Annotated in this window: 12 protein-coding genes; 3 read left to right on the top strand and 9 right to left on the bottom strand. The window is 38.1% G+C overall.

What is annotated here, in order from left to right; genetic code table 11:
* Positions 1 to 6: 6 nt before the first annotated feature.
* The 3 genes from WH188_RS19645 to WH188_RS19635 all read right to left on the bottom strand — a co-directional run bounded on the left by WH188_RS19645 (position 7) and on the right by WH188_RS19635 (position 5439).
* Positions 7 to 3654, bottom strand: a complete 3648-nt coding sequence (locus WH188_RS19645) for a SusC/RagA family TonB-linked outer membrane protein (protein ID WP_339424564.1) — start codon at positions 3652 to 3654, stop codon at positions 7 to 9.
* Between the two features lie 127 nt (positions 3655 to 3781).
* Positions 3782 to 4756, bottom strand: coding sequence for a FecR family protein (locus tag WH188_RS19640; protein WP_339424563.1), 975 nt, complete (start codon positions 4754 to 4756; stop codon positions 3782 to 3784).
* Between the two features lie 65 nt (positions 4757 to 4821).
* Positions 4822 to 5439 carry an RNA polymerase sigma factor gene (locus tag WH188_RS19635; protein ID WP_183913728.1) on the bottom strand — a complete coding sequence of 206 codons (618 nt, stop codon included), beginning with the start codon at positions 5437 to 5439 and terminating at the stop codon, positions 4822 to 4824.
* A gap of 537 nt (positions 5440 to 5976) precedes the next feature.
* On the opposite strand from WH188_RS19635, the gene WH188_RS19630 reads away from it, so the two are divergent.
* On the top strand, positions 5977 to 6525 hold the full coding sequence (locus tag WH188_RS19630; RefSeq protein ID WP_208697237.1) for a hypothetical protein: 549 nt from the start codon (positions 5977 to 5979) through the stop codon (positions 6523 to 6525).
* A 146-nt stretch (positions 6526 to 6671) separates the two neighbouring features.
* Here the strand turns inward: WH188_RS19630 and WH188_RS19625 are convergent, their stop codons facing one another.
* On the bottom strand, positions 6672 to 7148 hold the full coding sequence (locus tag WH188_RS19625; RefSeq protein WP_339424562.1) for a hypothetical protein: 477 nt from the start codon (positions 7146 to 7148) through the stop codon (positions 6672 to 6674).
* Between the two features lie 209 nt (positions 7149 to 7357).
* Between WH188_RS19625 and WH188_RS19620 the strand changes: the two genes are divergently transcribed.
* Entirely contained in the window at positions 7358 to 7969 is a 612-nt protein-coding gene (locus WH188_RS19620; protein WP_339424561.1) for a hypothetical protein, read from the top strand.
* Positions 7970 to 8110: 141 nt separating this feature from the next.
* Positions 8111 to 8782: a DUF6624 domain-containing protein gene (locus tag WH188_RS19615; RefSeq protein ID WP_339424560.1), complete on the top strand. Its 672-nt coding sequence runs from the start codon at positions 8111 to 8113 to the stop codon at positions 8780 to 8782.
* A gap of 147 nt (positions 8783 to 8929) precedes the next feature.
* Here WH188_RS19615 and WH188_RS19610 read toward each other — a convergent pair whose 3' ends face one another.
* The 5 genes from WH188_RS19610 to WH188_RS19590 all read right to left on the bottom strand — a co-directional run bounded on the left by WH188_RS19610 (position 8930) and on the right by WH188_RS19590 (position 15162).
* Complete coding sequence (locus WH188_RS19610) at positions 8930 to 9496, bottom strand: RbsD/FucU domain-containing protein (protein WP_339424559.1); 567 nt, start codon at positions 9494 to 9496, stop codon at positions 8930 to 8932.
* Positions 9493 to 12204 (bottom strand): GH116 family glycosyl hydrolase, encoded by a 2712-nt coding sequence (locus WH188_RS19605; RefSeq protein ID WP_339424558.1) that lies wholly within the window; start codon positions 12202 to 12204, stop codon positions 9493 to 9495. Before WH188_RS19605 ends, WH188_RS19610 begins: the two co-directional genes overlap by 4 nt.
* A 23-nt stretch (positions 12205 to 12227) precedes the next feature.
* Positions 12228 to 12575 carry a RagB/SusD family nutrient uptake outer membrane protein gene (locus WH188_RS19600; RefSeq protein ID WP_339424557.1) on the bottom strand — a complete coding sequence of 116 codons (348 nt, stop codon included), beginning with the start codon at positions 12573 to 12575 and terminating at the stop codon, positions 12228 to 12230.
* Positions 12576 to 13112: 537 nt separating this feature from the next.
* Positions 13113 to 13469, bottom strand: coding sequence for a response regulator (locus WH188_RS19595; RefSeq protein WP_132767591.1), 357 nt, complete (start codon positions 13467 to 13469; stop codon positions 13113 to 13115).
* Positions 13470 to 13857: 388 nt separating this feature from the next.
* Positions 13858 to 15162 (bottom strand): Gfo/Idh/MocA family protein, encoded by a 1305-nt coding sequence (locus WH188_RS19590; protein ID WP_339424556.1) that lies wholly within the window; start codon positions 15160 to 15162, stop codon positions 13858 to 13860.
* Positions 15163 to 15494: the final 332 nt, after the last annotated feature.

The raw sequence follows: 15494 nt of genomic DNA, 5'->3' as shown, positions 1-15494 counted from the left end.
TATATATTAAAATGTGATATTAACTTTAAATCCGATAGGCATAGCCCAAGGAGTCACGTTGTAACGCTCTATCCCCTGCTTAAAACCGACTCCGACCTCAGATTGAAATGCCATTTCTGGATCAATTCCGACCTTAGCCTTTGTCCATAAAAGTAAATTACGCGTATAGACCCCTACACTTCCACCATCGATACCCATACGGGTAAGCCATTTTCCTTTCAAATCATAACTGAAAGACAGTTCTCTTAATTTGATAAATGATGCGTCAAATGTGGCTGCATTCATAAAATCCCAAGGATAATTGTCTGAATAAGCGATATACTTTGTCCCCTCACCTCCGAGATTTTCCTTATATCCTTTGATATTACCCTGAGCATCGTATTCAGCAATAACTCCTGGATTGAATACGCCGAAGTTTCCAACATTTCCACCCACATTGACAGGATAGCCCCCATATTCATCACCTGGCCCTCCAACAATAGGATAACGATTGCCTTGTACACGAACCAGGTCATTTTCAATCAAATAATTCCGTAATGACTCCCCTGTTAATCCCTTAGGGTTTATTAACTGATCCAAAAATCGTTGTGTAGTCAGGTTCGATTCAAAATATCGGTAAGTTTGAGACATAAATTTACCACCAAAACGCAGATCAGCGGCAAGGTGCATTGTCCATTTTTTATAACGCAGTGAGGACTGGATACCCATACTGAAATCAGGATTAAAATTGCCGATCTTATTACGGCTATTATTAATACGTACAGCCTGCCAAGAACCATTTTTATCTAAAATAGGATAACCGTTATAGGGAGATGATGGATCTTCAACAGTCACGAGTTTAGAGTCGTACAGATCACCTATCTCTTCCCCTACATAGGTACGTGCTCCACCTCGACCATCTGTCCAGAAAGTATGAAATTCAACACCTTCCGAGAGCTCATTGATACGTGTGCGATTACGTGACCAGTTAGCACCTAAATCCCAGGTCCAGTTTTCCTTTTCAATGGGACGTCCAGACAATGCCAGTTCTATTCCCTTACTACTCAGTAGTCCGGCATTAATATTTCTCGAACTAAATCCGCTCGAGCTCGGTAATGTCGTAGAAATGATCTGATTTTTATTGTCTAGCGTGTAGTAGGTTCCTTCAAATTTTAATCTGTTTTTCCAGATTCCGATATCAGCACCAACCTCGTAAGAAGTAGCCTGTTCTGGCTTAAGATTGGGTAAAAGAAGCTTTCCAGAACGTGTGATACGCAACACATCACCCCAGCTTCCGGGATTACTCAGCACATTAAACAAATTGTAGCTTCCGGTATCATTTCCTACACGAGCGATACCACCCCGCAACTTGAAGAGACTCACAGCCGTTGGCAACGTAAAAACACGGTCGGCCAATACGCTCAGGGATGCCGACGGATAGAAGTAAGAACGATTGGCGGCGGGTAAAGTACTTGACCAATCATTTCGACCTGTCAAATCCAAGTATACCATATCCCGATAACTAAGATTGATCAACCCATAAACGCTATTGACAGCACGCTCTGAAAGACTACTTGCAAAATCCAAGTTCAGCGGACTGATATTGGAAAGACTGTACAAACCAGGAGTGGTTAGCCCAGCACCATTCTTAGAGGCATTTTGTACCGAATTTGATTTAGAATAACGGAGATTACCACCAAGCGATCCTGTTGCATGAAAGTCGCCTACCTTTTTATTATAAGTAGTCAGAAAATCAATATTCTGTTCCATATTCATCAGATTGACAATACCATAGGCACCTCGTGGTTCATTGGTATAGCTATAGGGTATTTTAGTCTCCCGATTCTCCCAGTATACATCTGTCGCATAGCGCACCATCATATTCCAATCCTTCCGAATGTTCCAATCCAAGCGCAAATTTCCGAATACACGATCGCGCACAAAACCATTATTGACACCGTAGGCTAAAAAATAAGGGTTATTAAAATTTCCAATTGACTGCGAGCGTTGCTGCAACCCCTCCTGTCCAGGCATCCAATAATCTTTCAGATCCAAGATATTGATGTGAGGTGCGACTTCATATGCCGCCTGCAAAGGATTTGTTCCGCGATTGGTAGCCGGACGATTATTTGAATTGTTTCGACTCGCATCCAGAGACATTCCCAATGAAAGATTATCCCGTAGACGCATCGTTGCATTAATATTTAATGTATTTCTAAACAAATCGGCGTTAGGTACAATACCTCTATTGTTCATATTAGAATAAGAAAAACGATAATCGAGTCGCTCACTGCGATTAGCCAATGAAATGCCATTGGTACTCGTTATTCCAGTCTGTACAAAATTTTTAATATTATTCGGGTAAGACTTTAGTTCTGTCGGGATCTGATTTCCATCGGCATCACGTGGACTATTCCATTGGATGGCCTTATACCCTTTATCCAGAGCAGGCCCCACCATATAACTGGATTCCTCTTCAATCTTCAGATCGCCGGCAAGATCTCCGGGTTTCCAGGGCATGGTACCACTTGCAAATTTGTTATGCAAGTCAATGTAATGATACGGAATATCGAAAACGGTATTGCTGGTCACGTTTATAGTCATTTTCTCCGCATTCTTACCGCTTTTGGTTGTGATCAAAACAACGCCATTACCAGCTCGCGATCCATACAGAGCCGCGGCACTGGGTCCCTTTAAAACAGATATGTTTTCAATATCTTCTGGGTTGATATTGGAGATCGCATTGCCGTAATCGACTTTATTATCATCACCGATTTGGCCGATGTTATTGAGCTGATTCATTATCGGTACGCCATCAACGACAAACAGAGGCTGATTGTCACTACTAAGGGATGAAGCACCACGAATCACCATACTCACCGAAGAACCCGTAGGACCTGTGGCACTGATCGTAACCCCCGGAACCTTTCCTGCCATCGCAATCATAAAATTATCATTGTTCACCCGATTCAGATCTTCCCCCTTCACTGTACCTACAGCATACCCAAGTGAACGGTCCTGCCGTTTGATTCCCAGAGCTGTGACGACCACTTCTCCCAGTTCATTTTTATTTTCTTCTAAAATGACAGACTGTACCCCAGTAGAATTGGCATCTATCTTTAGCGCACTTATTTCCTTGGTTCCATAAGAAATATGGCTAACCAAGATGTTATAAGTACCCGCCGGAACTTTCAATTGAGCATCTCCCTTGGCATTAGTCAGCACACTTTGACCGTTAGATCTAATTTTAATAGATGCCCCAACAATTGGCTTGAGTGCATTATCGCTGACATGCAGACGCAAATTAAAGGTCTGCTGCACTTCTTCGGTCACCAAAACGACATCACCATTTACCTTTTTTGACTGGATATTGGTATTTCTCAAAATATAGCGCAATACTTCTTCAAAGCTTGCATTTTGAAAAGTGCGCTCTTTTACCAGGACTTTCTCCAATTGTAAAACTTTCTTGTCATAACCGATACCGAGACCAGTTTGCTGCGATAGAAGCATGAGCGCCTGCGAAGCATTACCTGCTTTTAGATGGATATTGATTCCTTCTGATTTAACTTGCCTGCTATGGGCATGAATTGAAGTTGCTGTAACTTCAGAGATAGATACAAATGAGCTGAAAGCTAATGCAGCAGCCAATGTGCTGAGCTTCGTAATTTTATACATATATTTGCATTAATGTTTATCATTTAACATGAATTAAGGGTGCTCACTGGTCGATTTTGCGGTTTGCCAGATGAGCACTTTTTTATTGAGAAACTCCCCAAGTTCCCCAACTTTAACTGTTTTAAGTTTATTGATGTAGTATTATTTCATTTCCTTCCCTTCTAAAATTAATTTGGTGAATATGACAGATCATATGAAGAAGCTGATCGACCGATTTTACCTGCGGTAAAAGCAACGAATAGCTAAAACGATCTGTATCCAAGCTGTCACTGCGTAAGATCAAGCCATAACGGTTGTAAATAAGTTCCTGCAATTCCTGAAAATTAGCGCCAGACATTAAAATACCTCCACGTGTCCAGATATCGGCATGATCAGCATTAGTATCAAACAGTTTATAGCTCCCCAGATTTTTTTCATATTGTAAACTTTTTCCTGCTGTAAGCACGTGTAATGATGGATTTATCTTGCTCTCGACACGCACACGTCCGGTTTTAACATCGATCGTAATATTTTTTGATTGCTCGGAATTATTGACATTAAAAGAAGTACCAAGCACAGCAATGGTCAATGCTCCCGTTTCGATAGAAAACGGATGTAGGGTATCGCGCTGCACATTAAAAAAGGCTTCTCCTTGATCCAGGTAAATTTTTCGGCTTTGCAGATACTCCTGTTCATGATAGCGAACCTGAGTATTTCCATTTAGCATTATGGTGGAATGATCTGGAAGTTGCAACTCCATTTGTTCACCTGGGCGCGTCGAAATCTGTGTGAACACAATTGAAGCCGCCGTGGTATCTTGACGGAAGGGTTGCGACCTTTGATAGATTAACAAACTTGAAATACCGAAAATCAAAACTGAAGCCGCAATAGAAATCCAGCGGAGCCGTACCACGTGCGGCTGTTTTTTAGTTGCTTGAATGGCAGGAGGAAATGCCGCGAATATCGCTTCCTTTACTTTGGTTTTATGCTGTTCATCTGTAAATGGATCTGCTGTACCAGAAGAAACCTCATCATACCAGCTATCCACGGTATTTTTTTCCTCATCAGATAGTTTATCTGCCAGGTAACGTTGTATTATATTTTTAAACTCTTCTAAATTCACTTGTGTGCTGTTGTTTTACTTACTACAGGTGAAGAGCTTCAAAATACTTTAAGAAACTGTTTTCTTTAGGTTAAGAAATTATGAAACAGGTAAGCACTTGCTAAAACTAAAAAGATATCATCGTGGTCGGCGAATCGTTGCGTCAGATCTTGCTTCAATATTTTCTTTGCTTCATACAGATGATTTTTTACCGTCTGCTCGGCAATACTCAGTTTTTGAGCAATCTGTTGAATGGAGTAATTATCATTTCTCAAAAGATATACAGCCTGCATGGTTTTGGGTAACCTGGCTACAGAACGATCTACTATATTTTCTAGTTCCTGGTACTGCGCATGTGTATTATCGCTCAGGGCTGTAAACTTATCCATCCGGTACAGCATCTTTTCCATGATATTTTCACGTACCTTCTCTGTTGCATAATGATTTAAGATCCTATTCTTGATTGCCTTAAAAAAATAAGGTTTTAACGATTCGTAATCCTCCTTAAGCAGGTGGCGTTTTTCCCAAATCTGAATAAATACTTCCTGAACGATATCTTTCGAAATCGCTTCATCCTGCAAATGCCGGTAAGCTACTGTATATAACTCTTCCCAGTAAGAATCAAAAAAAAAGGTAAAAGCTCGTGGATCTCCATTTTTAAATCGAGACAAATAAAGGATTTCCTTCTTGGTTTGGGTAGACATGACCTAACAAAGATAGGTTGATGATATTACGCTAATATTAACTTACCATCAACCTTACGATACACCTATGGGAATAGCCTCAGGATAGTGTAAATACCTCAAGACTTATTCCCATATAAGATTAAGCCTGATCAGAATGAACAGTCCACAATATTTACAAACGTAAGCCTTTCTAGAAAGGAAGCAAGGAGATGCCAACCTGCACAAAAGATACCAATGATAATAATACGACAAGATAACCAATAAAGATTTTCCGACATGACGCGATAGATAACAGGTGAGATAAAAACAAGAGGATTAAGCGTCAAAATAAGTTTAAATAATTCCGCTTAAGATACTTAAAGTACTGCAACTTTGAATAATCTATTTATGTCCAGTTATAACTGGTCGAATTATATTTCAAAATGAAAAGCACTTATTATAAACAGTGTATCCTGATCATTGTAAATTATAGTAGTAGATGGCTCAGTTTTTGATTTATCAGGTAGATTCTGTTTTAAAACAGATAATTCATTAAAAAACTAAAAAAATAATTACATGAAGAGTACTTTTAAATCATTATTTGCTAAGGTATGCACCCTCCTTTTAACATTTTCTATCCTATTACAATCCTGTGCGGAAACACCAGATAAATTCTTTGGTGTTGCTATTTTAAATAGTAACATGATTTCCGATTTTGGGACACCGAGACTGACAAAAGAACTTAATGATAATACAATTGAATATCCAGATATTCCTTCCAGCAAAAAGAACGGAAATGAAGCGACAGATATTATTAAAAATAAGATTCTCTATTTGGAAAAAGTACTTAAGGATCTAAATGCACTATCAGCCAATAGTGATGATAGAGAAGAAATCAAAAAACAAGCCATTGCACTATATGAATTTGTATTGCCGGTATATAAAAATGAATATACTGCTTATGCGCAGCTTTGTGACACCAAAGCTCCTCAAGAGCAAAAAGATAAAATAGCAAATTCAATAGAACAAAAATACAATGCTGAGTTTGAAAAAAGATTAAACTCTTTAGTAGCGCTAGGAAAAGAATTTGCAACCGAAAACAACCTGAATGTAAAGTGGGATTAAGCGATGTTGTCCATCTGGATTAACCGGAATCATCACATGTAATGTTGAATCCTGTCATATTTAGGTATAGGGTATATTTGAAAAGTGATTAATTTAATTCACTTTTCAAATATACTCCTTAAAGAAGAGGTTTTAATATAAAAAAACTAGAATTTAGGTTTTTTAATGTTGATCCATGTTTTATTCGGTTCCTTAATAAGGTCTCCCGGCAATATTCTATTCAATATAAAGTCCTCCTCCTTAACAACATATGACGTGGGGCTTTCAGACTCAGGAACATAGACCATTTTAAAGATTGCATCAGGATCTGAACAACTAATATCAGATTCTACGACTTGTATATCGTTGCTAGCCAACCAGGCAGCAAGCTCCTCATTGTCAAAATGTCTGATGTAATTAACTTCTGTATCAAAATTCTTTAATTCGATCGCAGCCAGTTCCGGGAAAAAAGTAGTCAGATAACTCTCATACGCTTTTCTATCATTCTTTCTCAAAGCATAATTTTTGACAATGAGACGATGAGGATTATATTCAAAGTTGAAATCATTGGGATTTTCAACAAACCCATAATGCTTATCATAAGCGATAATACGGGTGTCCATATTTAATTTATCTTCTTCCATAATTATACTTTAAAGTATTAACAATTAAAATCACCATATTGTTCAAGAGAAAACCTTGAAGTTAACGCTTTACTTTAAATACAACTATTGACAAGCTACTGCCTTTAATTCCCCTACAATTAAAAACTTAATTTCATGGTCTTGTGATTTTTAAAGAAATCAATTCCTATATTTATATAGCTTATAATACCTAAAATATACCAAGTAACATGTTTAGCTATAAGAACCTGCTCTATATTATTTCACTTTTTGTATTCTTTGGTTGTCATGGACATCATGCAATTAACCCTAAAGATCCAGCAGAAATCATAGAGAAAAAAGAACAGTTATCATTAAACAAAGACTATTCAACACTTGGAGACCTGATTTACACGATTGATTTTCTAGTAAAAACAGATAATGTAAATGATTATGAAGATGGTTTCATTCCTTGGATACAATTAGAAAAACCCGAAGCTGACATGGCCAATCTTCATAATAAGGATGAAATTGTACTGAACAACTCTTCAGTAGAAATACTGATAGACTATCCCTTAAACAAGGAATATAAGTTCACGATAACATCGGAAAAGGGTTTTACGAGAGAACAATTATTACATGCAATCAGTAAACAATATTACATCCTCTATGAGGAAGAAGAAAAAAGTGCTACGGTGAAAACGGTTCCATTAGAGAAAAGAACGACCATGTACAATCGAAATGAAACAGATGGTAAATACGGAATATGGGGGCATGATATAGCAGATTTAGTTCTTTCCAGTATTTTAGTCTACAGATCAAATAATGGAAAAACAATACTTGCACTTCAGATTGAGTCCTAAATCAATACTGCGAACTATTGACCTATGGCATAAAAATCATCAATAAAAATATCATTTTTGACAGAAATGCATAAATTGAAACGATCACCTTCCAAACATAAATGTAAAAAGCTCCTTTTATCAATTAAAATAAACATATATATGGACAAAAAAATAATATTACTTTTAGCAAGTTACATTTTAGGGTTTTCACATTCATATGCACAGGTGACTTCATTTAACATTGACAGCACCAAATTCAAAAAAGAGGTAGCATTGGAATTGGATTCGATCTTCTTTAAAGATCAAGAATATCGAAAACAGTATATACAACTTACTAGAAATGGTGCCGATAAAAATGAATTAGCCATTGCATCCAATAATATTCGAATTGCAGATTCGCTCAATCTGATAACAGTTACAAAAATACTTGACCATGATGGCTGGATGGGACCACAGGACATCGGTATGTTTGCCAGTCAAGGTCTATTTTTAGTTATTCAGCACGCAAATTTAACTATTCAGGAAAAGTATCTACCAATAGTCGAGGAGGCTGAAAAGAACGGTAAAACCTTTTCTAGTAATTTGGCCATCTTAAAAGATAGAATTGCCGTCCGAAAAGGCCAAGAACAGCCGTACGGAAGTCAGGGATTCACCGACAAAAAGACTAAGAAAAATTTTATTTATCCAATTATGGACATTAATAATCTTGACAAAAGAAGAGCTGCTATGGGACTTCCACCCATGGTAGAATATGTACCTGGATGGAATATAGAAAAGTACAATACGGATTTACCTGAGATAAAAGAAGCTATAAAAATAATGAAACAGTAACCACGAAATCCTCAGGTTCATGAAGAACTGCATTTTTCCTAATAAGATTAAGTTCAGTTGAGCACACAAAAGCCACTTCTTTATAAAGAAGTGGCTTTTATCAATTAAGTTTTTAGAATTATTAATTGATAAAAAAAACTTAAATATTTAGCGAATACGTGACCTTAATGAGTCCTCCCGTTTAGCATCCCAGTAGCCACAGTCAAGCTCTATAAATACCGAGGTGTAAGGTTGTAATGATTCCGTCTTAAGAACAATCACTTTAAACAGTTTTGATGCCTCATCTATTTTTTTGAATATCGCTTCGTGTGGAATATCCTGAACAGTATATTTACTCCAGAGGGCTTTAACCTCCTTTTTATACTTATCTACACCTTTTACTAAACCCTCATCCAGATAATCGAGTTCTGCATCCTGATAGATAATCGGTTTGATATGAGCCTGCATCTGAAATATACTGTCCATTTCGCGCAGCACATCCATCATTTCTGCTCCCGTATTGATCATCACAATATCCGAATTATTAGGTGCTGGGTAGGCCTTATCAACAATCAAAATCCAGTTCCGATGTCCCAACAAAGGCAGCTTCTCTTCTAACCTTTGTTGCCAATCCTTATTGTTTACGCTTCCCTTTTGCTGAACACTGGCGGGTTGACAAGCGACTAAAGAAAGTATCAGCAGCAATACTATTATAGTTCTCAATCTTCTTATCATGACCAGCTAATCTGAAGTAAATCCCCCTTGTTCAGTTGAAGTTCCTTCTGAAATGTTACTGTTAACGTACCCGAAGCGTCCTCTACTCTCGACAATTTTAGGGGTTTATTATTTAGAACTGCTTTTAGTCGATCCTTTTGCATAGGCTCATTTCTGACCTTACCTATCGAAAGCTTCTGCAACTGTAAATTTCCATAAGCCACAGACAGCTGACTTGTCTGTTCAGTATTTTGTTGAATCTGTTCATAACTTCCCCATGCTTCCGCTGTTGTGAAAGGGCTTTTGAACTTTTCTGGCAATACCTTCGGTGCAAAAGCCAAGTATTTATTAGGACCATGATACGCATATCCACAAGCATTCACAAATGTACCATAGCTTGCCATGGCACGGGCATAATGATCACTACATTCTATTTCATTAAATGGATTCCGCTTTGCAGCATGGTAACGGTCATGAATGACCCGGGTCAAAACTAAGCTCTCCTCCACCATACCTTCTGCCATCATATGCGCGGCTACCTGATGTTCAAATCCGCTCATACATTCATGAAAATAACCCAATTGCCAGGTTTCATTTTCCCCATAAGCTTTCGCTTCATTTTTAGGGTTGGTATTCATCACCATCCCCCCCTCTCCGGAAAGAGCATAAGGACGACCATTCAAATGCGTTTTGATATAAGGACCTACATCCATTGTAAAGTTGTACTTCCATAAAGCACGTAAAGCCGCCAATGTCTGTTTTTGATCATTGATACGGGGCATCCCCAATTGAAAAGTCCATGCCTGTCCATACACCTGATCAATATGGCAAGTGTTGTAAGAACCCAGATTTTTACGGCCAGATTCTGTATTGGGACGATGAATATAATAATCACCATTAAAGAGGTCTTTATCCATATTCACGGAGCCTTTCTTGACATAATCGTAGCACAATTTTGCAAAACTCCTGTCTCCGATTTCCGTAGCCATTGCCCCTCCAGCTTGTACAGCAGCCAGACAAAGACCTACAATCCATGATATCTCACCTTCCCAGACCGCATCGAGCGTATTTTCCATAGGTGTATCGGTCATACCGTCACCGTTCTTGTCTTGATCAATGATAAACTGGATCGCTTTTTTTAAATTAGCCCAATTTCTCTTCAAGAAAACATTGTCTCTAGACATCTGATGATCCCGGTAAAAACGAAGTACAACACCTGCCTGCCCATCTATAGCAGGACGGCTTTCATATTCGGCTCTAAAAATAATCGCCCCAGTCTCTGGTTTAAAGGCAATGTCAAGATCCGTGATCTCACGCAGATTACGCTCCAGCTCTGGAAATATACGTCCCATGGCCTGTCCGTACTGCCAGACGTGTGTGCAGGTTCCTGCACAAGCACCGATACCTTCCCAGCCCCAAAAACGGCCCGTTGCGAACCGATACGTATTGGCTGTAGCCAAAGTTCCGATATTAACAAAAGTGCGGTCCAGGAACCAGTACGGAAGCGTCGAGTCATTCCACGTATCAGCCCATAATAATGTGTTTTCGTCCAGTTTATTTCTCTCCTGATTATAATACTCCAGTACATGATAAGCATTACTAAACTTTGTTCCGTACCAATAACCGTTTTGAGCATCTTTAATTCTTTCCTTCAGCTTAGGATGAACATTGTTAAAATGCCAACTTATCGCATAAGAGATTTTAACCTTTGTAGCAGCAGGTATCTTTCTTTTAACAGTAAGACTCCCCACCTGCAACTCATTAAAACCGATATTGCTAGACCCTGCTTCACTGATTAGATCAGCAGGGTTTATAGGCCATTCTTTAATTTGTGCTACAGCAATCGCATCACTGTGCTGGCACGATATGGCCATAGAACCATAATCACTGGCTATAAGATCTTTCTCCGGAACCTGTTGACATTCGAAAAATAACGCTTTCCCATCAATAAGATTTTTCGAAACCGACACTTTACGGACCGATGAAAAGTCTTTTCTATTCTTATGAACCCCATTTTCTAGCCAGCCACTAATCAGTACATCCAATGGTTGATCAGTTTTATTAACGACTTCAACATGCAGCGTAGTCATAGGCAGTGAAGAATTTTCGATATCCAACGGAATAAAAGGAGAATAAGCCGTAAGCTTTACATCAACCGGAAAATCAGCACTACTGTAAGTTACTGTACACGTCGGGTACGAGGGTTCAAATACAATTTCGTCCCAATGGTTTTCGCGGAGCTCTTTTATCAACTGCTTACCCTTATAATAAACAGAGATTGCAAATCCCTGTTCCAGTATGCGTAGATTATCTGCAATAGCCGGCTCAATATAAGCAGAACCATCTCTTGGACGAATCCGAACCTGTTCTTTACCGTTGTTCCATAGCACTATTTTCGGTTCTACACCTTCCTTCATACCATCGTAAGATTCGTTGTAAATCTGCCACAGCCACAACCGGCCGTCTCCCCCGATATAGACAGTACCAGTATGAAGTCCTCCAATAGGCATACCGATATATTTGAGCTCATTTTTACTTTTAAAGTACTTGATTTTTTCTCCACGCTCATATAGTGAAGCTAGCCATTGGGAATCTATAGCCTTATCGGCTTCAATATTATGAATGGGTTGTTCCCATGCAAAAATGCTGCGGGACCATGCCGGAAACTGTGTCGCCAAAACACCCAAGCTGATTAAACTTGAATTCCTTAAAAAATTTCTTCTGTTCATTATGTACGGTTTATCATGCCTAATTACCATCCTGGGTTCTGAGGCAGTAGGTTTTTATTTTTGTCAATTGAACTCTGTGGCACTGGCCATAGGTAATGTTTACTCTTTTCAAATTTTCGGTTTTGGGCAAGAAATCTCGGTTTAGTCCAGTTACCGATCAGATCATTCTGATTACTGTTGATACCCTCTGCATTTTTATTCAGTACATCTTCCGAAATTTTCCAGCGTAATATGTCAAAATATCGCTTATGTTCTGCAACAAACTCATGCCGTCTTTCTTCCCGAATCAATTTACGCATAACAGCCTGATCTGACAAATCACTATTGCTTAATAAAGATAGGTCTGCCCTCTTTCTAATCTGATCAATCATGGTTTTGATCTGCAGAAAGCTTTCATTTGAAGAAATTGCCGAAATTTTTGGAATTTCAATAAAAGGTACTTATAAGCTACACCAAAGAGCTATAAAATCATTAAGAGCACAACTTGGTCAGATAGGAAATTCCCTTTTTTCCCTTATTGTATTGTACTTTCAGATCGTAAAATGATTTACTAAAATTCGATGAACTTATAGTATTAAATAAACGTAAAAGGTTTATACAGATTTTAAAATCGCATCCCTTGCCCATTTATTAGCAGTACAATTTTACCTAACGTCCACAAACTTAGTAACAAAACACGATTAAAGAAATAAGAATAAAGAAAGTTATTTTGATCGAAAAATGATAAAAACCTTTCAGTTTGAAGTATACCCCTGAAATAGAAGAAGGAGATACTATTTGTATCTCCTTCTTCTATCATAAGCCATTTGAACTTATTTAAATCTCAACAGATTAATATGTTTACAATAAAACGTTCAAATCAGTTATATATAAAATCATGTCAGGAACAAACTTTAAATTTTCCGCCGTTAAGAATTATTTTTGACAACATCAACCATGTGATCCAGATCAAACGGTTTTTCGATATAGTCATCAGCTTTACAATCTTTTGCTGTTTGAGGCAAATCATATGATGTTGAAGTAAGCACGGCCGATAAATCCTCTGTTTCTGGATCACTTTTCAACTCTTCTATCACTTTCGTACCTTTCTTCCCTCCCCGAATATGCTCATCTACTACCACAACATCGGGTTCGATCTTGTCGATATTTTCAATGGGTTCGGTTGTTAATGATGAAGTAACATCAAAGCCTTCATCCGTCAAAACTTCATCCATGATTTCAAGGATATCTTCATCATCCTGAATAAGCACAACCTTTTTTTTCATATTTCCAACAATTTTGACACAAATATATAGATATAAAATTAATATTCTAATGACCTAATCAACACCTTTTAAACATGATAACAAATTGACAATCAATAAAATGTATAGTTAAATTTATATCACAAAAGTTTAACATAAACACACTAGTAGGATAATTAGAAAACTTTTTTATAGAGCCATCAACATCTCGCGTTCTATTGCCAAGTAACAATTATAAACATTCTAATCTATTTACCACATCGAAAAATATGGGTTAGTTAAAGCCGGAAGTACCTGTTCCCTAATTTCATGTTCAATGCGCCCCATTTAATAGATTCAAATGCATACAACATCTTACTGTTATCAGCACTGTATGCTGGCATTACAAAAATAAACTGATCATAATATTTTAAGTTGTAGGTAGCTTATAACCATTATGGTAAGATGCCGATATTAATTTATCTGCATCTTCAGTACCAAAAGACCAGGTTTCTTGGTTCCAATAAATCTTCTTTCCCGTACGATAGGCAATGTTTCCCATTTGCGAAAACATCGCGATTGCAGCCCCATCCTCCACAGGACAGTTCAAAGTCGATGAATCTCTGCTTTTCACTGCTTCAATAAAATTAACCGCATGCAGATTCAAACCGTCATCAACTGAACGCTGAAAAGCAATGCCATCCATGCGACCCTTTTCAGGAATGACCTCCCAACCGCTTCGGTTAAGCACTAAAGTACCATTGTTTCCAATAAAAGCTACGCCATGATCCTTTCCGTAAGGACCACCGTCAATACCTGTAGCATGCTCCCATTGCACATTAAAACCCTCAAACTCATATACCGTGGTTAACGTATCTGGAGTTTCGGCTGCATCTTGAGGATAAGCAAACTTCCCTCCAGATGCCATAATTGAAATCGGTTTAGTCGCCTTCATCCCTAGTAGTGCATAATCAAGCATATGAACACCCCAATCTGTCATTAAGCCACCAGCATAATCCCAGTACCACCTAAAATCAAAATGAAATCTATTCGGATTAAAAGGATGTTTCTTTGCAGGACCCAACCACAAGTCATAATTCACACCTGCTGGAACCGGCCCATCAGGTTTAACAGGAATACTTTTCATCCAACCTTGGTATGCCCAAGCTTTTACCAGGCGGATCTTACCCAGCTTTCCGGAATGCACAAATGCCACTGCATCTCGAAAATGTTGTTGACTGCGTTGCCATTGCCCTACCTGAACAATGGATTTACTTTTCTTTACTGCATCCATCATCGCCCTGCATTCAGCGATCGAATTACCCAATGGTTTCTCAACATAAACATCTTTCCCCGCCTGACAAGCTTCTATCATCTGTAAACAATGCCAATGATCAGGCGTACCGATAACCACGACATCCACATCTTTACTTTTTAATAAATCACGGTAGTTGTTAAAACCTTTTACCGAAATACCTCTTCCTTCAAGCTCTTTTATCCGCTTCTGTAAAACATTGTTGTCCACATCACAAAGTGCTGTACAGACAACATCTGGATGTTTGAGGATCGCATTCAAATCGGACCATCCCATACCGTTAATACCAATGGCACCAACACGAATTTTTTGCGTTGCACCCACTGAAGCATATAGCTTAGGAAATATAGAAGTTAGACCAGCTATTGTAACGACAGCTGTCGAGTTCTTAATAAATTTTCTTCTTGATGTGTTAGTCATAATTGTTTAAAATTTGTTGGTTAATTTGGTTGATCGAGCGATAATACAAAGGGTGTGCATCATTCTAGTTTATTTGTCTTAAAGACATTTAATACATAAAGAACCATATTTTATTCCAAAAAAACAAAAAAAATATCAAATTGAAATATATCAATTATATTTCGCATATTTCCTGCATCCTCAAAACCAATGCTTTATCAGTTGCTACATCAATAAGACCAACCACACAGAATCCATATCCTGCATGCATGGCTGTATGAAGCTCTATAGTCCATGATGTAATTGGCCTGGAGCACATAAAAATGCTATTTTCAGATAGCTTGATAATAGAA

The sequence above is a fragment of the Sphingobacterium sp. MYb388 genome (assembly GCF_037479535.1).
GTDB classification, from domain to species: Bacteria; Bacteroidota; Bacteroidia; order Sphingobacteriales; family Sphingobacteriaceae; genus Sphingobacterium; species Sphingobacterium anhuiense.
This window is presented reverse-complemented; position numbering and strand designations above follow the sequence as displayed.